Here is a 19719-nt window from a genome sequence, read left to right as displayed (position 1 = left end):
ATTATGAATGAAATTTTAGGTTATCTCGGTTTGGGCCTGATGTTGGCTCTTGCAGGAATTGGTAGTTGCTTTGGTACAACAATTGCAGGTAGTGCTGCGGAAGGAGCATTGAAGAAAGATCCTTCCAAATCTGCCAGCTATATGATTTTGTCAGCCCTTCCGGCTACACAGGGACTCTATGGTTTCGTAGCTTTCCTGATGTCTATGGGTAGAGATTTTGCTACTGATGGTCCTTTGATGTTAGGTATCGGTCTTGGTGTAGGGTTGGTATGTTTATTTTCCGCTATCCGTCAGGGGCAGATTTGCGCTAATGGTATCGTCGGTATCTCTCAAGGGCATGACGTGCAGACCAATACGATGATCTATGCTGCTCTTCCAGAGTTTTACGCTATTTTGGCGTTAGTTGCTGCATTGATGGTATAAATTTATAAAAAAACGAAAGATAAAGCCCTGGTGATTTGATAAGTCATCAGGGCTTTTGTTATGATTTTGTTTTTCTGACACCACACCTCATCGTCATCAATGTTGCACTCCATCATATGTATGGTGTAGCATTGGTAGTTTGGGTATCTCGTAATAGTTTTTTCCGCAAACGATTGTTTATGCATATTTAATCAGTTTTTTCGATTAAAAGGCTATTTTTCAAAGAATAATGTGTACTTTTGCAACCGTAATTAAGATAAAGAGATTGTAAAATATATGCTTAAAGAACTACTGACCCCCGATTACATCTTTGAAGCAAGCTGGGAAGTGTGTAATAAAGTAGGCGGTATCTATACAGTTTTGTCTACAAGAGCCAACACTTTGCAGATGAAACTTCATGATAGAGTATTTTTCATAGGACCGGATTTCTGGTTAGGAAAAGAGAATCCTTTATTTATTGAGTCAGACAACCTCTGTGCGGCATGGAAAAAACATGCTGCAAAAAAAGAGAATCTTTCAGTTAGGGTAGGACGTTGGAATATTCCGGGTGAACCTATCGTTATATTGGTTGATTTCCAATCTTTTTTCAAACAGAAAAACGAAATATATGCTGAGATGTGGGAGCACTATCAGGTGGATTCACTTCATGCATACGGTGATTATGACGAAGCGTCTATGTTCTCTTACGCTGCCGGAAAGGTAGTTGAGAGTTTTTATCGTTACAATTTGACGGAAACCGATAAAGTTATATTTCAAGCGCATGAGTGGATGACCGGTATGGGAGCACTCTATCTTCAGACTGCAGTTCCAGAAATAGCTACGATATTCACTACACACGCTACATCTATCGGACGTTCCATTGCAGGTAATAACAAGCCGCTTTATGATTATCTATTTGCATATAATGGCGACCAGATGGCTCAGGAACTGAATATGGAATCTAAACATTCCATTGAAAAACAGACCGCCCACTATGTGGATTGTTTTACTACTGTAAGTGAAATCACAAATAACGAGTGTAAAGAATTGCTTGAGAAACCCGCTGATGTCATTTTAATGAATGGTTTTGAAGATGATTTCGTACCGAAAGGTTCTACGTTTACAGGTAAACGTAAGCGTGCACGTTCTACAATGTTACATTTAGCCAACTGTTTGTTAGGCGAAGAATTGGAAGATGACACGTTGATTATCGGTACCAGCGGACGCTATGAATTTAAGAATAAAGGTATTGATGTATTCTTAGAATCGTTGAATCGTTTGAATCGTGATAAGAATTTACAAAAGAAGGTGCTGGCTTTTGTCAGTGTTCCTAGTTGGGTAGGAGATCCCCGTGAAGATTTGCAGGAACGCTTGAAAAAGAAAGAAGAAAAATATGCCACTCCGCTTGAGGTACCTTTTATTACCCACTGGCTGCATAATATGACACACGATCAGGTGCTGGATATGTTGAAGTATCTAGGTATGAGTAATCGTCCCGAAGACAAAGTCAAGGTGATATTTGTACCTTGTTATCTAGATGGGAAAGACGGTATTCTCAACAAAAGTTATTATGATCTCATTTTAGGAGAAGATCTTAGTGTCTATCCCTCTTATTACGAACCATGGGGATATACCCCATTAGAAAGTGTAGCTTTCCATGTACCTACCATTACAACTAATCTTGCTGGATTTGGACTTTGGGTAAATAGCTTGAAGAACCAGCATGGTATTGAAGATGGGGTAGAAGTACTGCGTCGTTCGGACTATAACTATTCCGAAGTGGCAGATGGTATCAAAGATACTATCGCCCTGTTTTCCATGAAAACAGAAGCTGAAATCAAGGAAATTCGTAAGCGTGCCGGTATGGTGGCCGAACAAGCGTTGTGGAAACATTTTATTCAATATTATTATGAAGCTTACGATGTTGCCTTGCGCAATGCCATGAAGCGTCAATTAGGTTAACAAAGAATTATTAATCAATCAAGTAATCATACAATGAAGATTAAAGTTAGTAATGTAAACACTCCTAACTGGAAAGATGTGAACGTAAAATCTCACGTTCCCGCCGAATTGGAGAAACTGTCTGAACTGGCACGTAATATTTGGTGGGCATGGAATTACGAAGCCACTGAACTGTTCAGAGACCTTGACCCTGCTCTATGGAAAGAAGTAGGACAAAATCCTGTACTTCTGTTGGAACGTATGAGTTATGCTAAGCTTGAAGCTTTGGCAAATGATAAAGTTATTCTGCGTAGAATGGATGACGTATATTCTAAGTTCCGTACATATATGGACGTGACTCCTGACAGCAAGCGTCCTTCTGTAGCATATTTCAGTATGGAATATGGTTTAACACATGTGCTTAAAATATATTCAGGCGGTCTTGGTGTACTTGCCGGTGACTATCTGAAAGAAGCTTCCGATAGTAACGTTGATTTGTGTGCAGTCGGTTTCTTGTATCGTTATGGCTATTTTACTCAGACTTTGTCTATGGACGGGCAACAGATTGCCAACTATGAGGCTCAGAATTTTGGACAGTTGCCTATCGATCGTGTATTGGATGAGAACGGTAACCAAGTAGTGGTTGATGTTCCTTATCTTGATTATTATGTACATGCATACGTATGGAGAGTAAATGTAGGTCGTGTCTCTCTATATTTGCTTGATACGGATAACGAAATGAATAGTGAGTTCGATCGTTCTATCACTCATCAACTTTATGGTGGTGATTGGGAAAACCGTTTGAAACAGGAAATTCTGCTTGGTATAGGTGGTATTTTGACATTGAAGAAACTGGGTATCAAGAAAGATGTTTATCATTGTAATGAAGGACATGCAGCCTTGATTAATGTACAGCGTATCTGCGATTATGTAGCTGAAGGGTTGACTTACGATCAGGCTATCGAGTTGGTACGTGCTTCTTCTCTTTATACAGTCCATACTCCGGTTCCTGCTGGTCACGATTATTTTGATGAAGGTCTCTTCGGTAAATATATGGGTGGATATCCTTCTAAAATGGGTCTGACTTGGGATGATTTGATGGATCTCGGTCGTAACAATCCGGGAGACAAGGGGGAGCGTTTCTGCATGTCAGTTTTTGCTTGTAATACTTCTCAGGAAGTGAACGGTGTAAGTTGGTTACACGGAAAAGTGTCTCAAGAAATGTTTTCTTCTATATGGAAAGGATACTTTCCCGAAGAAAGTCATGTAGGTTATGTAACTAATGGTGTACATTTCCCCACATGGAGTGCAACCGAATGGAAGCATCTTTATGCCGCACATTTTGATGAGAATTTCTGGTACGATCAATCCAATCCTAAGATTTGGGAAGCTATCTATAACGTATCCGATGAGGAAATTTGGAAGACTCGTATGACCTTGAAGAACAAATTGATAGACCATGTTCGTAAACAATATCGTGAAACTTGGTTGAAAAATCAGGGTGATCCTTCACGCATCGTATCTCTGTTGGATAAGATTAATCCGAATGCATTATTGATTGGTTTCGGACGCCGTTTTGCTACCTATAAACGTGCACATTTGCTGTTTACAGACTTGGATCGTTTATCCAAGATTGTGAATAATCCAGATTACCCAGTACAGTTCCTATTTACTGGTAAGGCTCATCCGCACGATGGTGCAGGGCAGGGATTAATTAAGAGAATTATTGAAATTTCACGTCGTCCTGAATTTTTGGGTAAGATCATTTTCTTGGAAAACTATGATATGCAGTTGGCTCGTCGTCTAGTATCAGGTGTTGATATCTGGTTGAATACTCCGACTCGTCCACTCGAAGCATCCGGTACATCCGGTGAGAAAGCACTGATGAACGGTGTTGTAAATTTCTCAGTACTTGATGGTTGGTGGTTGGAAGGCTATCGTGAAGGTGCTGGTTGGGCATTGACGGATAAACGTACTTACCAGAATCAAGAACACCAAGATCAACTTGATGCTGCTACTATTTACAGCATTCTCGAACAGGAAATTCTGCCGTTGTATTATGCACGTAATAAGAAGGGATATTCTGAAGGTTGGGTGAGAACTATCAAGAATTCCATCGCACAGATAGCGCCTCATTATACAATGAAGCGTCAATTAGACGATTATTTCAACAAGTTCTATACGAAGGAAGCAAAACGTTTCCATGCTCTGGCTGCCAACAATTATTCTAAAGCTAAAGAAATTGCTGCATGGAAAGAAGAAGTTGCATCAAAATGGGACAGTATTGAAGTGGTGTCTAGTAATGTATCTGAAGAGATGGCAGCAGGTGCTATCGAAAGTGGTAAAGAATATACCATTACTTACGTAATCGATGAGAAGGGGTTGAATGATGCTGTCGGTTTGGAATTGGTATCTACATATACTGCTCAAGACGGTAAGCAACATGTTTATTCGGTAGAGCCGTTTGATGTAGTGAAGAAAGAGGGTAACCTTTATACTTTCCAAGTTAAGCATAAAATGGAAAATGCAGGTAGTTTCAAGTTGGCCTACCGTATGTTCCCGAAGAATAGCGATCTGCCTCACCGTCAGGATTTCTGCTATGTTCGCTGGTTCAACTAATTGAATAATAAAAGACAGATGATGTGTATATGGAGAATAATCTGTTCACTATAAACGTATTATGTGTTTAAGATAAAACAGACTATCTGTTTACTCGAAACAGATAGTCTGTTTTTTTTATACTAATAATTGAATTCTGCTTTTGAGTTCGGCTGTCCATACATTGATACGTTCGGTAGTCTTGTCGTTTTGGTTTACTTCATCAAGGATAAGCCCCACAAATGTACCGTTTACCACAGCAATGGAAGAGGAAAAAGAATGTCCATCCGGCATTTTTCAGACTCTCATAGAGGATACCGATATCATCACAGAAAGTGTCACAACAAGATTCGGAATCACCACAACCGAACAAGGCTATATTTTTTAAGAATAGATCGGCGGATTTTAGTACCTTTATGCCCTCATATCAATCGTCTTGTAGTTCCCCGTTACCCCAGGTAGAAGTACCTGGAATCAATAAAATCATATTCTCTCACTAAGTTGATATTTAGTTTATACATTAGATTGGAGAACATTCATCTTTTCAGCTATCTGGTAAGCCAAATCCTCGTTCCTGTACTGGAACCATAAAAAAATCTATCTTTTCATTGTAATTCAAAGTAAAGGTTTTATCGGTACTGATGAAGTACCTATTTGTAAGGCTTTTATTAGAGTATTGTTCCCTATTTGGGGTTAACCAGCTTAACGAAAAAAAAGTGTCACTACCTATATGTGGTGGTAGTGAAAGTATTTTTGATGTAAAGTAGGTATTGTTAATCTATTAAAAATGAGAGAATTTTGTAGTATATTAATAAAACTGCAAACTATGGTTAAGATTATTCATTTGGTTTCCACGTATTCTATGTCGTATGGTAAGTGGTTGATATGGGGAGCTTTAATAATGTTTATCATAGGTTTTTCCGTCCTTATCTTTTCAGTACTTTCACACGATCCACAGGATACTACCTGTAACTGTGTACTTTGTGTATTCAATCGTGTTCCGCAGGATGGTGAGTACATGTACAATCGTTATTTGCTAATTATCAGTATGATATGGATATCGGTATTGATATTACTGGTATACGTAGTTCGTCTTTATGTGAACAAGCAGAGATAGATAAGTGTTCCTTATAGAAATAGGAAGGAGATTTATTTGATATGAAAAAGATTGTTTTACTTCGCCATGGCGAGAGTATATGGAATAAAGAAAATCGTTTTACCGGTTGGACGGATGTTGATTTAACGGAAAAAGGTATTACTGAGGCATTGAAGGCTGGTGAACTTCTGAAAGAAAAAGGTTTTCACTTTAATAAAGCCTATACCTCATATTTGAAACGTGCCGTTAAAACGCTGAATTGTGTATTGGATCGTCTTGACCAGGACTGGATACCAGTAGAAAAATCCTGGCGATTGAATGAGAAACATTATGGACAGTTACAAGGTTTGAATAAAGCGGAAACTGCAGCTAAGTATGGTAATGAACAAGTATTAATATGGCGTCGTAGTTATGCCATCGCTCCACAGACACTGGCAGAGGATGATTCTCGTAATCCACGTTTTGAAGATCGTTATCAGGAAGTGCCTGATATTGAACTCCCACGTACAGAGTCTTTGAAAGAAACGATTGAGCGCATCATGCCTTACTGGAAATGTATTATCTTCCCTAATTTGAAAACTGCCGATGAATTACTGGTAGTGGCTCATGGTAATAGCTTGCGTGGTATCATCAAGCATTTGAAACGTTTGTCCGATGAGGAAATAGTATATCTAAATTTACCTACAGCAGTACCTTACGTCTTTGAATTTGACGATGAGTTGAACTTAGCAAATGATTATTTTCTGGGCAATCCTGAAGAAATCAAAAAACTGATGGAAACGGTAGCCAATCAAGGTAAAAAGTAATGATCGGAACTTTTATTATTTGCCTAATTCATGGAAGAGAGTAATACTTAGGAAAATTCCGATAATAATGCAAATAATGACCAGAAACCAGTTCATGAAACGTGCGCTTGGTTTGGTTTCTTTGTGCAAATTCTGGTCTACATAATTTTTGAAGAACAGATAAATGGCGGGTACAGTGGCACTTGCCAACAGAAGGTCTTCAGGTATTTTGTAGACATATACTTTTGAGAAAGCAATGAGTGCCCAATGACATAAGAAAAGGATAACGAGTAAATTCACTTTATGCGAGAATGCCAATAATAAGCCTATTGTAAATACTGCCACTGAGCAAGGCATCACCATCGTAGTTATCATGGGGAATTCCATTCCACGTGCATACGAAAGTAATGGATATAGAAAAGGCATTGCATAAAGTATCCCTACTAATACTTTATATTTAGGATTACGTTCGAATGGAGTATAATCGGCAATTAAATCCCATAACCATATCAGTGCAATTACACCCCAGAAGATAGCAAGAATATAGTTATAACTACGTGTATCACAATACATCATATAGTACACTATGGAGATCCATCCGTTCAGAAATACCATATAAATTTTCATAGAACGTTTTATCCATCGGCTGGGTCTCCTGTAAAGCAACAGGGTTAATATGATCCCTGCTAAAGTAATAACCAGTTGTACCCACCAGGTAGCTTCATTGTATTGTGCAATTGTATTCCAAAAGATTTCCATTATATTATTATTCAGTTTTGAGTATATTAAAAAGTTTTTTTTAGTATATCAAAAATTTTTTTTGAGTATATCAAAAGAAGTTTTGACTATACTGAAAATTATTTCTTATGTCTTGTCATTGAAAACGCTCTATTAATAAATAAGAACAATGGTATGGTTGCTCCTACAGCCAGCATAAAGATTACGCTGCTGGTTACAAGTGTATTTGTACATAAGTCCATTATGTATTTCTGTTGTAACTCGGGTACTTTCAGGTTTTGCATGAACATTATCAACGAGAAGACGATTTTGTAAGCATACATACCAGGTATCATTGGCAGTAATGCAGGAATATAAAGTACCGTCATAGGGCAATGAATACGTTTACCAAGTATCAAGCTGCCCATCCCGATACTGAACGATGCAAAAAGTGAGGCGGTAGCAATGTCTATTTCCAGATAATTCATCAGGCAGAAACGCAAAGTGGATCCATTTTCGGACGAGAAATAATCTGTTTATACTTTTCCCACAACGTTTCCAGAGAAAGGCGGTCATCGTAGGCCTCCCAACTCAGTGCGCTGAGTTCCGCATTCAGTTCGAAACTGATAGGGAAAGCAGGAATAATAGTAACTTCATTGTAGACTTCTTGTGTTTTATTATCACATACACTTATGACCATCGTTTTCTGAAAAAGGCTTATTTTAACGTCCACATCCAATGACTGACCTATACGGCGGGTATTTCGTACTACGCGTGAAGTATGTACACCCGAACCCATCAAGCGGTTGGCATACTCTTGGAGAAAACGTGCAATATCTTTTAGTTCTCTAGAGGAGTTCATTGTTCTTTTTTAAAGTGCGCGCAAAGGTATAGGTTTCTATTGAGATATGAAATTCTTTTCTATATTTTGCCTATCTTTGCACCCCCTTAAAAAAATAAAATTGATAATTATAAGCCTATAGTTTGATGGATAATACAATGACAGAACAAGAAATCATCCTGCGTAGAAAACTTGATTTATTACTTCGTACAGGAAAATTATTGGTAGAGAGTGCAGCCGATACCAACCGTATAGTACGGAATATGAACCGTGTAGCTGCTTATTTGGGGCTTCCCGAAGAAAATCTTCATATTGATGTGTCCTATACAATGCTGGTGGTAAATCTAAGTGATGAATCTCATTCTTATTCCAAATTCCAGAAGTGCGAGAAACATGGTATCAATATGACTGCTATTTCTGAGATCAGTAAACTTTCTTGGAAAGCCATTGAGGAAGACTATTCGCTTGATCGGTATGAGGAAGAACTGGAAAAAATAAAGAATAAAAAGCGCAACTATGCTCCTTGTCTAGTGGCTATTGGTGCGGGATTTGCTTGTGGCGGTTTCTGTAAGTTGTTCGGTAGTGATTGGATTGCTTTTTTGTTTGCTTCTGTTGCGGCTTTTGCCGGTTTTCGCGTTCGTGCACGTTGCGTAGAGTTTGGGATAAACCTTTATATGAGTATTGCTATTGCAGCATTGGTGTCTACCTGCCTGGCTTATGTCACTTTTTTTTCCGGTCTTTCAGCTACTCCCTATCATCCATTGTTGGCTTGTGCATTGTTTATTGTACCGGGTGTACCCATTATCAATTTTGTAGATGATATGATCGATAATTACATACAAGTGGGTATTGTACGTGCAGTCAATACGGTATTGATGGTGTGTGCCATGGCTTTCGGTATTGTAATGGCTATACGCTTATTGACTATAGAAGACGTGGTTATTGATAAGAAATTTAGTGAACTAAGTATGGTTCCCCATGACTCTTATTATATATATGCGATTGCTGCAGCTATTTCTGCTATTGGTTTTTCTATGATATTCAATATTCAGCGTCGTCTGTTGTGGGTGGTTGCAGTAGGAGGAATTCTTGCTGTATGTACACGTAATTTTGTCAATTTTGAGTTGGGTATGGGACCGGTCATTGGCTCCTTTATAGGGGCTATGGTGGTGAGTCTTGTGGCAGTGAAGGCCGTTCATTGGTTTCATGTCCCCAATCACGTGTTGACTATTCCTTCCGTTATACCGATGATTCCAGGCGTGTTGATGTATCGTGCTCTTTTTGCCCTTATCAATATGCATGGAGTGGTTGGTGAAGTAACGGTAGCCGTATCCAATGGTATCAATGCTTCGTTGATAATTCTTTGTATTGCATTGGGGGTGGCGGTGCCTAATATTTTTGCCCGTCGTTATATAGCTAAAGACCGCCAGCGTTTTCTGGAGGAAGAATTGCAGAAACGTAGGGAAAGAGGTAAGTTTTTGGAATGGTAAATTCTTATTTCGGGAATATATTTTATAAAAGAGACTGTGATATCGCAGTCTCTTTTTCTTTATATGTAATATGGATTTTATCAGTGCATCCACTCTTTTATTAATGTTATTACTTGTTCCTTTTCTGCTTCGGGTAACGTATTGATACGTGCCCTATGGCTTCCTCCGGGTTGTATGAATACGTGGATATTCTTTTTCTCTTTCAGCCAGGTTACTCCTGCAGCTGTCCAAGGGTCATTTTCTCCGTAGATAAAAATCATTTTAGGGTCATTCTCCTTTAGATATTTCTTAATTTTTCTGCTCAATGTCTTGTCGAAACTCATGTCTTTTAACTCCTCAGGCAACATCATACGGTGCAAATAGCCTTTACTGGACTTGATGGATAGATATTTCTTGAAGGGATGGATATCGTAACCATAGTATCCGAGTTCGCGTGCAGCCTGTACGAAGAATGAAGTTTCACCACTGTTAGAAGTAAAATAGGAAGGTTCACTGATGGATAGCAAATGAGCAAGGATTTTTTCATCTGAAGCCGTAACTGGCGGAATATAGCTGATGGGAGTGCCCCATTGCCAAAAAGCGAAAGAATATTCCAATACCGAATAATCGTAAATTTCTTCAATAGGTACACGGAAGTTATAGCCTTTATCTTGGCAATACTTCTCAAATACAGGCAATAACGTTGCTTTTCGTTTTAATGTTTCCAGTTGAAAATCTTTAACTTTCTTGCGGTCTTCGGCTGTAGAAACTCTCCGGAGGAAAGGTTCATGGCGTCCGTCTTCTGCAGCATAGCAGAGCGGAGCCACGTAGGGTACGGAGATATCTACATCATCCGGATAGAATGTACGATAAAGCAGGGTAGTCTGACCTCCTTTACTGATACCGGTTGCAATCCATTTACCCGAATAAATATTCTTAAAAGTTGTGGTAATGGCATGTAGGTCGTCAGCAGAATTCTCAGCCGTCAGATATTGCCAGTCTTTGGGGTCGGGAGTCGATTCGAGAAAATAGCGATACTCTACGAATATCATATTGGCATTAAGCAATTTTGATAGTTCTTCACGGTATTGGGGATTGAGAGCATATGTAGCTCCATAACCTTCGGTGACAAGTACTGTCGGTCGGTCATAACCGACATGAGAAACAATGATACGTTGGCGAAAGCTCCCTTTTTCGGGATGGCGATGATCCAGTGGTTGAGTAAAATAGGTTACATACTTTTCCGGGAATACAGTCGTTTCTAACTGTTTAACTTCTGTAATAGCGGAAACCTTATTGAGTTTTTGTAGTAAATTGTTTTGTGCCGACAGTGAAACTGTTACACATAGAAATAACAGCAAAAATGTTGCATGATAATTGCGTAGTTTTTTCATGGTTTCGTAGTTTATTGGACAAAGGTACGACAAAAAAGTGAAACACGGAAAGACATAGTGATAGAATTGATTTACAAGGGGTTTGATTGAGCTGCCGATATTCATGAAGCCATAAAAAGCACTGCCGAAGCCAAATCAAGACACCGCTACGTTTCTTGTTCGTAACCATGCCCGAAAGGGTGTGAAATGGATACGAATAGCGAAACAAATCTTTAAGACATAGTAAGTTGCTGACAACTCACGCAAAAAAAATCAGATCACGGAAAAAGATTGTACCGTTCCTCACCGTTTTGTGTACCCTAAAAGGACTCTTCTGGATAAATCACCCTGATTTCATAGAAACCATAAGCAAGTCTGTAACTTTTTGAAGATTTGATTCGTCTATGTCATATAATTCTAATATCTTTACGCTTTGCGCCAAACTTTATCTTTGTTGAATAACATGGCTAAATTAAATCGTTTAAAAGCAGTTCTTGCAGAGCAGGACAAAACCAGCAAGTGGTTAGCAGAACAAGTAGGCAAGTCTGCTTGTACTGTTAGTAAATGGTGTAATAACAGTGTTCAGCCTGATTTGAATACTCTTGACAAAATAGCAACTCTACTTGAGGTTGATAGGCGTGATTTATTGACACCTTCCAATCAAGAGTAAATTATGACTTTTTCTTTGGAAGATCTTCGTCTTCAAATAAATGAACTTTTTCCATACAAATAAAAACAATGAATGGTACTGTTCCGCATATAGTTCAATATCAAGGTTCGAAGAGAAATCTTGCACCACAAATCTTGCCATATTTCCCGCAACGGTTTAACCGCTTGATTGAGCCTTTCGCTGGAATGGCGGCTATAACTATTGCCGTATCTAGACTGAATAAAGCCCAATCATATCGTCTCAACGATCTCAATACACCTCTTGTAAGTGTGTTGGAGGAAGTTATAAACAACCCCCAACGCTTACTTGATGATTATACACGGGTTTGGAGTGAGCAATTAACTTATGAGGAAGGTGGTGTTGCACACTATTATAAAGTTCGTGATGATTTTAATAATGGCAACCAATGCGCAGCCAACATGTTATACTTATTGGCACGATGTGTAAAAGGCTCTGTTCGATATGGTAACAATGGGCAATTTAACCAATCTCCTGACAAAAGAAGAAAAGGAACGTCACCTACTAATCTTGCGAGGAATATTTTTCGTATTTCGAATTATTTAAAGAATAGAACTGAATTTTCTTCAATAGATTATAGAGAAGTGTTACAAATGACTAATCCTGGTGATATTGTTTATATGGATCCCCCGTACCAAGGTGTTTGTGCTACTAGAGATAGCCGATATTTTTCAGGCATAAACTTCGATGAATTCGTAGAAAGCTTAGAAGATCTCAACAGAAGAGGCATAGATTATATCATCAGTTATGATGGAAGTTGTGGAGATAAGCAATATGGTAACGATTTGCCGAATGAACTTGGGCTTAGAAAGGTAATGCTTAACGCTGGTCTTTCCAGTCAAGCTCTGTTATTAGGGAAAAAAGAAGTTACTTATGAGGCTTTGTATCTAAGTCCAAATCTCCAGAATGTGGCACAACCAAAAGTACAAGAACAATTAATATTCGCATTATGAAATATCCAAAAGACATACTTGATAAACTCAACGCAATTACAGACAAACGTCCAGCTACTGTAATTCACATATTCTAAAACACAGCTTCATTACTACCGAAGAGCTTGAGAAGAATTACGGATATAAACATGCCCCAAGAGCGGCTAGAGACGTTAGGGAACGTGGTGTAAATCTTGTTACTTACACTGTAAAGAGCAGCGAAGGAAAGAGTATTGGAGCATACAAGTTTGGCGACCCCGTATTTGCGGACAATAAGTTGTCTAAGGTAGCAGGTAGGACCGCACTCTCAGAAGCCTTAAAAAAAGGCTCTAATTGACAAGTATGGCTCGGTATGTTTCATATATCTTCAACCTATGGAAGAAAGGTTGCTGCAAGTGGATCATCGCATACCTTATGAAATAGACGGTGAACAAGACGAAAATAACATTGACTGTTACATGTTGTTAAGCCCCTCTGCAAACCGAGCAAAATCGTGGACGTGTGAACATTGTCCCAATTGGACATCAAAAGATGTAGAAGTCTGTAAAAATTGCTTCTGGTCTCATCCTGAGAATTACACTCACATTGCAGGTAAAGATGAGCGAAAGATTGTTGTAACTTTTACAAACAACGAAATTGACGATTATGAACAGTTGATAAGTCTCGTTGGTGTTAAAAATGCCGAACAAACAATCAAAGACCTCGTTTCAAACTTTATAAACGAACAATCAAACGAAGACTAACATGTAACAGCCTTACCCATAGCAAATGCTTCAGCTTATATAATGGCGTTAGTTTGTCCCTAATGGAGCAATTAGAAGATAATTCTATCGACATGGTATTAGCTGACCCTCCGTATTTCTTGTCAAGTTGTAGGCGCATGGATATTGCTGGTCGTAATGTTCACTCTGAGAAAGGTTTGTAGAACAGGTGTTGTTCCACTCGTATGTCGGCGGTTCATCCAGGGCCAACTATTCCCACCTTTTTTTCTATGCCGCCGCGCAGGTCCTGCTTTACGACTTCAGGCATACAGGTTTCTGGGGAACGGAGGCCGAAAGCTTCACAGTTGACAATTCATCAAACGAATAATGTTTGGAGCCATCGTGATAAGGGAAAAGAAATGCGCGATAACGGTAAACTTTGCAGGACATCACGGATACCGGCAAATAATTGAGGATACCTCAGGTTAACCGTATAGGAGACCTCTCACACCAAAATATCAGATGTCAAATAATAATCTGACGGGACTTCCGTCGGACGACTGGGTGTGTCTTAAATCTGCCGATCTATAAAATCGGGGGAGGGAGATACAGACACATCTTCATAACTAAATCCGGTTTGATACAACACCCCCATAGTTTCCTATAGCGCCTTCAATGATATACGAGAATCAACATGGCATCTAAAAAACTATTTCCGGAACGCCTTTGAACTGAGGGATGAATTATATATGTTAGACGTGAAGCAATGCTCTTTTCTTTGGCTATGCGGTAGTCGGAACACGTTTGTTCAAGCAATGGTGTGCCGACGGATAAAATCGCTTTTACAGAAAAACTAATGAATAAGGGAATAAAATAATCCTGGAATTTCTTTCAAAATCTCGGATAAAACAGCTATTTTTACACGCGAAGAGTTCTTTGAAGGTTACGCAACACGCAGAAGGATAATGCAGTAGATAACTAACTAAATCGTAACCTATTACTATCAAGAGCGATAATCCAACGCTCATTTTCAGCAAATTAGACCTTTTTCGTAACTTCTGAGGACAAAGATACTGTTTTTACCACAGATTATGTAAAAACAGAGAGAGAGAACTACCTCACGGTACTTCTCCCTCTACAAACTTAAAACAACCAACAAAAGAAATAGATAATTTTAATGTCTAATCTTTTTCTTATCGAATGAATAACAATTCTCTGTACTTGGGCAGTGTCCACATCTGGTTGTCAACGATGAGCTCCAACTTATCGATATGATAACGGATTTCTTCCATCATCGGTACAATATTATCGTGGTAGGCGATGGCTTTTTCACGTTCACACTCAATTTTGTTGGCCACTTTTCGGGCTTCAATCATAGTGTCGACATGTTCTTTTATGAAAGCCGTACGATCCGCAATCTCTTCGATAAGTTCTATATTTTTGGCCGATAATTTTACTGCTTTTTCTGCTGTAAACAAGTTCTTCATCTTGTATACATTGTCCACCAGATCCGTTTGATACTGGGTAGCTACGGGGATGATGTGGTTCATCGCCAGATCTCCGAGGACACGGGCTTCAATCTGGATCTTTTTAGTGTAGGTTTCCCATTTCACCTCATTGCGGGCTTCTAGCTCCTTTTTTGTCATGACACCGATGGATTCGAACATCTTGATATTTTCCGGTTTCAGATAGTTATCAAAGATGACGGGTACACTGGTTTCGCAGTCCAGACCGCGCCGTGCTGCTTCCGCTTTCCACTCATCACTGTAACCGTTACCGTCAAAGTGGATAGGTTTACAGATTTTGATGTATTTGCGGATAACGTCAAGGATGGCTGAAACTTTCGGCTCACCTTTTTCGATAAGTTTATCCACATCTTTTTTAAATTCCTTCAGTTGTTCTGCAAGGGCAGAGTTCAGTGCAATCATAGCGCTGGCACAGTTTGCTTCCGAACCTACGGCACGAAACTCAAATCGGTTGCCGGTGAAAGCAAACGGGCTGGTACGATTACGGTCGGTATTATCGATGAGTAGTTCCGGTATTTGCGGAATATCCAGTTTCATGCCTTGTTTACCGCTTAGGCTTACCAGGTCGTCTTTCGTACTTTCCTCGATATGCTCTAGTACCTGTGACAGCTGTTTGCCGAGGAAACTGGAAATAATTGCAGGAGGCGCTTCATTGGCACCCAGTCGATGGGCATTTGTTGCGCTGGAAATACTGGCTTTCAACAAACCGTTGTGTTTGTAAACCGCCATCAAGGTATTCACGATGAAAGTGATGAAACGCAGGTTGTCTTCGGGTAACTTCCCCGGACCCATCAACAGGATACCGGTATCGGTTCCCAATGACCAGTTGTTGTGTTTGCCACTACCATTGATACCCTTAAATGGTTTTTCGTGTAGTAATACACGGAAACCATGATTACGGGCAATCTTACGCATCAACGACATAATGAGCATATTATGGTCTACTGCTAGGTTACATTCTTCGAAAATAGGGGCTAATTCAAACTGGTTGGGAGCTACTTCATTGTGACGTGTTTTAACGGGGATACCAAGTTTCAATGCCTCGATTTCCAGCTCTTTCATAAAAGCGGCCACACGGGCAGGAATTGCTCCGAAATAGTGGTCTTCCAACTGCTGGTTTTTGGCACTGTCGTGTCCCATCAGGGTACGACCGGTCATTAACAAGTCGGGACGGGCAGCATACAGACCTTCATCAATCAGGAAGTATTCCTGTTCCCACCCCAAATAGGCATATACTTTTTTTACTTCTGGATTGAAGTAGTGGCATACGTCTACAGCGGCTTTGTCTACGGCACGTAGGGCCTTCAGCAACGGTGCTTTGTAGTCTAGGGATTCACCGGTGTATGCAATGAAGATAGTCGGGATACAAAGTGTGTCATCCACAATGAACGCGGGAGAGGAGGGATCCCATGCTGAATAACCTCGTGCTTCGAACGTATTGCGTATACCACCATTCGGAAAACTGGATGCATCCGGTTCCTGCTGCACGAGCAGTTTGCCGGTGAATTCTTCCATCATACCGCCTTTACCGTCATGTTCCACGAAAGCATCATGCTTTTCGGCAGTGCCTTCGGTCAACGGATGAAACCAGTGGGTGTAATGGGTGGCGCCCATTTCAATCGCCCATTTCTTCATGCCGGCAGCTACTTCATCCGCAATACTGCGGTCCAGCGGCGCGCCGTTGTCAATCACGTCAGTCAACTTGGCATATACCTTACTGGGTAAATACCTGAACATCTTTTCTTTGTTGAATACATACTTGGCGAAGTACTCCGACGGGCGTTCCGCCGGAACTGCCACCGCAACGGGTTTCTTCTTGAACGCCGTCTCTACTACTCTGAATCTCAATTTTGACATAATACCTTGAGTTGTAATTGTTGGTTTAAAAAACTATGTTAGAGTAAAAAAATCTCTTTTATGCTGTATAAGCCGATTCGCCGTGTTCGTAAATATCAAGTCCTTCTTCTTCAATTCGTTTGGAGACACGGAGACCGTGTACCTTGTCGAGGACTTTGAAGATGATGTATCCCATACCTGCCGCCCATGCGCCTATTATCAGTGCGCCGAATGCCTGTGCGCCAAGTAATCCTGCGCCTGCGCCATAGAAGAGGCCTTCGCTGGTGGAAAACAGTCCGGTGAGGATGGTTCCTGTGAAGCCGCATACACCGTGTACAGAACTTGCACCTACAGGATCGTCAATCTTCAAAGTCTTGTCAATAAATTCTACAGAATATATCATCAATATGCCGCAAAGAGCACCTATAATGACGGAACCTAACGGAGATACCATATCGCATCCTGCCGTGATACCTACTAAACCGGCCAGAATTCCATTCAGAGTCAATGATAAGGAAGGTTTCCCATATTTCATCCAACTAACTGCTAATGCAAAGAAACCGCCTGCGCATGCTGCTAAGTTTGTGTTCAGGAATACTAATGAGATAGCCACCTGATCATCGGTAGTAGCGGCTGCCAATTGTGACCCCGGGTTGAAACCGAACCATCCAAACCAGAGGATAAATACACCTAGCGCTGCAATAGTTAGGTTATGTCCGGGAATGGCCTTTGATTTTCCATCTTTTCCATATTTACCGATACGTGGACCTAGAATTGTAGCGCCGACCAGTGCAATCCAACCGCCTACGGAATGTACGATGGTAGAACCTGCAAAGTCATGAAAAGTCGTTCCAAATACGTTCATCATGAAAGAACCTTCTTCACCATTCATCAACCAGCCACCACCCCACGTCCAGTGACCGGACACCGGATAAATCAATACACTGATGAAAATAGTGTATATCAGATACATAGAGAACTTGGTACGTTCTGCCATAGCGCCCGAAACGATGGTTGCGGCAGTGGCGCAGAATACGGTCTGGAATACGAGAAAGCCTTCGGTTGGCAATGATGAGGTGTCGGGCAGACCATTGCTTTCAAATATCAGGCTCATGAAGTGGGGAGTCCCGAAGAAATCACCCAGACCGAACATGATGCCGAAACCTATAAACCAGTAGAGCAGTGAGCCGAACATGAAGTCTACAAAGTTTTTCATCAGGATGTTGGCGGTATTCTTGGTGCGGGTAAATCCGGCTTCAACCAATGCAAAGCCCGGTTGCATAAAGAACACCAGCATAGCTGCCAGCAGCATCCACACAGTGTTGACACCGGAAACCAATTGAGAAATCGTGTCTGTCACTGCTTCTTCTTCGGCAGGAACTACTTCTCCGGAGGCAACCACATCGGCGGCAACAGCCGCTACACTGTCCGTCACGACGAAATCTTGTGCGTACGTATCTGTAGTAAAGCAGAAAGCCGCGAATATAGCAAGGGCTATACACAGTTTGGTAAAACTGCATATCATATATTTATCCATAATCTCTTTGATTTTTGTTGTACTTGTATTTTTACTTGTCACCGGGCACGCCGTCCGGTGGACTTTGAGTGATTTAAGTGCTGTCTGTTATCTTTCCTGTTCGGCATTATAGAGAGCGATGTCACCTCTTTCGGCCGTGCGGATGCGGATAGCGTCTTCAATGGGGATGACGAAGATGCGGCCGTCACCTATTTCGCCGGTTTGCGCTGCCTTGATAATGGCCTGTACGGTCTTCTCCGCATTTTTATCGCGTACCACGATAGAGATTAGAATCCGTTCAATGGAACTGGTGTCGTATAGTACGCCACGGTAGATACGGGCTTGTCTTGATTTCCCGATGCCTCTTACGTCATAGTAAGAGAACCATTCGATATCCGCTTCGAGAAGCGCGTCCTTCACTTCCTCGAATTTGGTTTTGCGGATGATAGCTTCAATCTTTTTCATACCTTCAATTGTTTTGCGGTTCTTAAAAACTTAATCCTACTACAAAGTATGCACCTTCTGTCCTGGGGTTCCAGGTTGCCTTGGCAAACAGCGGCAGAGAGAATGAGTCGGTAATCTTGATTTCCTTTGAGGCGCCGAGGCTGATGTCGCATACGGCAAATCCGTTGGAGCCGGGACATTTGTCTTCTACATAATTATAGAAACTTGTTTCCCAAGGAGTGGCGCCTATTTCGGCTGTCCAGTCCAGGCCGCCCAACTTGAAGGGAGCCGCTACCGAGATATAGGAAGAATAGGCACGTTTTCCGTTGTATCTTGTGTAATCATCTCCTGCGAAGTTCGTATACCAGTTTACGGCTACCGGACCGAAATCATAACCTACCTGTGCTTCGAATACATGAGCTGTTTCGTGGGCACCATAGCGCATATAACCTGCGCTTCCGTTAAACCAATAATCAGTGACCGATACACTGAAGCCGCCTGTGGAGTAGCCTAATGTGAGGTCCAACTCTTTGGCGTCCTTGCTTTCGATGCCTACTGAACCCCAAGCTTCCAGGGAGAAACCTTTATAGGATATGGATACACTCGGCTGCAGACTGACACCGCCTAAGTCCTGACCGCGCCAGATGTAACCGCTTACCAAATCGGCACCTACCGATGCTTCTACCTTGTCTTGTGCTTTTGCCATGAAAGGCAATGTCATTGATAATAACACCATTGCTATCATTCCTAATTTAGTGTTTCTTGTTTTCATATCTTCTTACCTTTTTAATTAGAATAATTGCGGATGATCAAGTCCGACTCTGTTTTTATAATATTGCGTTTAAACTATTCTT

16 protein-coding genes and 2 pseudogenes are annotated in these 19719 nt (G+C 40.7%); 9 read left to right on the top strand and 9 right to left on the bottom strand.

The window, feature by feature from the left end:
* Positions 1-3 precede the first annotated feature (3 nt).
* From C1A09_RS07095 to C1A09_RS07080, 3 genes are all read left to right on the top strand, one after another.
* Positions 4-423: an ATP synthase subunit C-like protein gene (locus tag C1A09_RS07095; RefSeq protein WP_013547582.1), complete on the top strand. Its 420-nt coding sequence runs from the start codon at positions 4-6 to the stop codon at positions 421-423.
* Between the two features lie 276 nt (positions 424-699).
* A complete protein-coding gene (locus C1A09_RS07085; protein ID WP_101542947.1) occupies positions 700-2364 on the top strand; it encodes a glycogen/starch synthase in 1665 nt (554 codons plus the stop codon).
* A gap of 33 nt (positions 2365-2397) precedes the next feature.
* The gene (locus tag C1A09_RS07080; RefSeq protein ID WP_101542946.1) at positions 2398-4962 is read left to right on the top strand and encodes a glycosyltransferase family 1 protein; all 2565 of its coding nucleotides are present in this window, start codon (positions 2398-2400) and stop codon (positions 4960-4962) included.
* 117 nt (positions 4963-5079) lie between these two features.
* Here C1A09_RS07080 and C1A09_RS07075 read toward each other — a convergent pair.
* Positions 5080-5511 (bottom strand): annotated as a pseudogene (locus C1A09_RS07075) (flavodoxin domain-containing protein); the annotation flags it as partial.
* Between the two features lie 256 nt (positions 5512-5767).
* Here C1A09_RS07075 and C1A09_RS07070 point away from each other — a divergent pair.
* The gene (locus C1A09_RS07070) at positions 5768-6058 is read left to right on the top strand and encodes a molecular chaperone DnaJ (RefSeq protein ID WP_101542945.1); all 291 of its coding nucleotides are present in this window, start codon (positions 5768-5770) and stop codon (positions 6056-6058) included.
* 41 nt (positions 6059-6099) lie between these two features.
* Positions 6100-6843 carry a 2,3-diphosphoglycerate-dependent phosphoglycerate mutase gene (gpmA, locus tag C1A09_RS07065; protein WP_101542944.1) on the top strand — a complete coding sequence of 248 codons (744 nt, stop codon included), beginning with the start codon at positions 6100-6102 and terminating at the stop codon, positions 6841-6843.
* Positions 6844-6858: 15 nt separating this feature from the next.
* Here gpmA and C1A09_RS07060 read toward each other — a convergent pair whose 3' ends face one another.
* The 3 genes and pseudogenes from C1A09_RS07060 to C1A09_RS07050 all read right to left on the bottom strand — a co-directional run bounded on the left by C1A09_RS07060 (position 6859) and on the right by C1A09_RS07050 (position 8401).
* Positions 6859-7581 carry a DUF6064 family protein gene (locus C1A09_RS07060; RefSeq protein ID WP_101542943.1) on the bottom strand — a complete coding sequence of 241 codons (723 nt, stop codon included), beginning with the start codon at positions 7579-7581 and terminating at the stop codon, positions 6859-6861.
* 98 nt (positions 7582-7679) lie between these two features.
* A pseudogene (locus C1A09_RS07055) lies at positions 7680-8051 on the bottom strand (threonine/serine exporter family protein); the annotation flags it as partial.
* Positions 8027-8401 (bottom strand): threonine/serine exporter family protein, encoded by a 375-nt coding sequence (locus C1A09_RS07050; protein ID WP_233519913.1) that lies wholly within the window; start codon positions 8399-8401, stop codon positions 8027-8029. The gene C1A09_RS07050 and the pseudogene C1A09_RS07055, both read right to left, overlap by 25 nt.
* A gap of 125 nt (positions 8402-8526) precedes the next feature.
* Here C1A09_RS07050 and C1A09_RS07045 point away from each other — a divergent pair, with 125 nt between their 5' ends.
* Entirely contained in the window at positions 8527-9870 is a 1344-nt protein-coding gene (locus C1A09_RS07045; RefSeq protein ID WP_101542941.1) for a threonine/serine exporter family protein, read from the top strand.
* Positions 9871-9950: 80 nt separating this feature from the next.
* Here the strand turns inward: C1A09_RS07045 and C1A09_RS07040 are convergent, their stop codons facing one another.
* The gene (locus C1A09_RS07040) at positions 9951-11243 is read right to left on the bottom strand and encodes a S28 family serine protease (RefSeq protein ID WP_101542940.1); all 1293 of its coding nucleotides are present in this window, start codon (positions 11241-11243) and stop codon (positions 9951-9953) included.
* A 442-nt stretch (positions 11244-11685) separates the two neighbouring features.
* Between C1A09_RS07040 and C1A09_RS07035 the strand changes: the two genes are divergently transcribed.
* The 3 genes from C1A09_RS07035 (at position 11686) to C1A09_RS16430 (ending at position 13585) form a co-directional block, all read left to right on the top strand.
* Complete coding sequence (locus tag C1A09_RS07035; RefSeq protein WP_101542939.1) at positions 11686-11892, top strand: helix-turn-helix domain-containing protein; 207 nt, start codon at positions 11686-11688, stop codon at positions 11890-11892.
* A gap of 68 nt (positions 11893-11960) precedes the next feature.
* Entirely contained in the window at positions 11961-12863 is a 903-nt protein-coding gene (locus C1A09_RS07030) for a Dam family site-specific DNA-(adenine-N6)-methyltransferase (protein ID WP_101542938.1), read from the top strand.
* A gap of 353 nt (positions 12864-13216) precedes the next feature.
* Entirely contained in the window at positions 13217-13585 is a 369-nt protein-coding gene (locus C1A09_RS16430; protein WP_219618396.1) for a hypothetical protein, read from the top strand.
* Between the two features lie 1151 nt (positions 13586-14736).
* Here the strand turns inward: C1A09_RS16430 and C1A09_RS07020 are convergent.
* From C1A09_RS07020 to C1A09_RS07005, 4 genes are all read right to left on the bottom strand, one after another.
* Positions 14737-16926: a glutamine synthetase III family protein gene (locus C1A09_RS07020; RefSeq protein ID WP_101542937.1), complete on the bottom strand. Its 2190-nt coding sequence runs from the start codon at positions 16924-16926 to the stop codon at positions 14737-14739.
* Between the two features lie 58 nt (positions 16927-16984).
* Positions 16985-18442, bottom strand: coding sequence for an ammonium transporter (locus tag C1A09_RS07015; RefSeq protein WP_101542936.1), 1458 nt, complete (start codon positions 18440-18442; stop codon positions 16985-16987).
* A gap of 87 nt (positions 18443-18529) precedes the next feature.
* Positions 18530-18886, bottom strand: a complete 357-nt coding sequence (locus C1A09_RS07010) for a P-II family nitrogen regulator (RefSeq protein WP_101542935.1) — start codon at positions 18884-18886, stop codon at positions 18530-18532.
* A 22-nt stretch (positions 18887-18908) separates the two neighbouring features.
* Complete coding sequence (locus tag C1A09_RS07005; RefSeq protein WP_101542934.1) at positions 18909-19637, bottom strand: hypothetical protein; 729 nt, start codon at positions 19635-19637, stop codon at positions 18909-18911.
* Positions 19638-19719 lie beyond the last annotated feature (82 nt).

Source organism: Bacteroides cutis, from assembly GCF_900241005.1.
Lineage (GTDB): Bacteria > Bacteroidota > Bacteroidia > Bacteroidales > Bacteroidaceae > Bacteroides > Bacteroides cutis.
Note: the sequence above shows the minus strand (reverse complement) of the source record. Positions and strands in the feature narration are given on the sequence as shown.

What these genes read in the sequence shown, in the direction of transcription:
- C1A09_RS07040 (WP_101542940.1), bottom strand. Translation starts at nt 11,243, where the DNA reads ATGAAAAAACTACGCAATTATCATGCAACATTTTTGCTGTTATTTCTA.
- C1A09_RS07095 (WP_013547582.1), top strand. Translation starts at nt 4, where the DNA reads ATGAATGAAATTTTAGGTTATCTCGGTTTGGGCCTGATGTTGGCTCTT.
- C1A09_RS07050 (WP_233519913.1), bottom strand. Translation starts at nt 8,401, where the DNA reads ATGAACTCCTCTAGAGAACTAAAAGATATTGCACGTTTTCTCCAAGAG.
- C1A09_RS07070 (WP_101542945.1), top strand. Translation starts at nt 5,768, where the DNA reads ATGGTTAAGATTATTCATTTGGTTTCCACGTATTCTATGTCGTATGGT.
- C1A09_RS07010 (WP_101542935.1), bottom strand. Translation starts at nt 18,886, where the DNA reads ATGAAAAAGATTGAAGCTATCATCCGCAAAACCAAATTCGAGGAAGTG.
- C1A09_RS07060 (WP_101542943.1), bottom strand. Translation starts at nt 7,581, where the DNA reads ATGGAAATCTTTTGGAATACAATTGCACAATACAATGAAGCTACCTGG.
- gpmA (WP_101542944.1), top strand. Translation starts at nt 6,100, where the DNA reads ATGAAAAAGATTGTTTTACTTCGCCATGGCGAGAGTATATGGAATAAA.
- C1A09_RS07045 (WP_101542941.1), top strand. Translation starts at nt 8,527, where the DNA reads ATGGATAATACAATGACAGAACAAGAAATCATCCTGCGTAGAAAACTT.
- C1A09_RS07015 (WP_101542936.1), bottom strand. Translation starts at nt 18,442, where the DNA reads ATGGATAAATATATGATATGCAGTTTTACCAAACTGTGTATAGCCCTT.
- C1A09_RS07080 (WP_101542946.1), top strand. Translation starts at nt 2,398, where the DNA reads ATGAAGATTAAAGTTAGTAATGTAAACACTCCTAACTGGAAAGATGTG.
- C1A09_RS07035 (WP_101542939.1), top strand. Translation starts at nt 11,686, where the DNA reads ATGGCTAAATTAAATCGTTTAAAAGCAGTTCTTGCAGAGCAGGACAAA.
- C1A09_RS07085 (WP_101542947.1), top strand. Translation starts at nt 700, where the DNA reads ATGCTTAAAGAACTACTGACCCCCGATTACATCTTTGAAGCAAGCTGG.
- C1A09_RS07005 (WP_101542934.1), bottom strand. Translation starts at nt 19,637, where the DNA reads ATGAAAACAAGAAACACTAAATTAGGAATGATAGCAATGGTGTTATTA.
- C1A09_RS07020 (WP_101542937.1), bottom strand. Translation starts at nt 16,926, where the DNA reads ATGTCAAAATTGAGATTCAGAGTAGTAGAGACGGCGTTCAAGAAGAAA.
- C1A09_RS07030 (WP_101542938.1), top strand. Translation starts at nt 11,961, where the DNA reads ATGAATGGTACTGTTCCGCATATAGTTCAATATCAAGGTTCGAAGAGA.
- C1A09_RS16430 (WP_219618396.1), top strand. Translation starts at nt 13,217, where the DNA reads ATGGAAGAAAGGTTGCTGCAAGTGGATCATCGCATACCTTATGAAATA.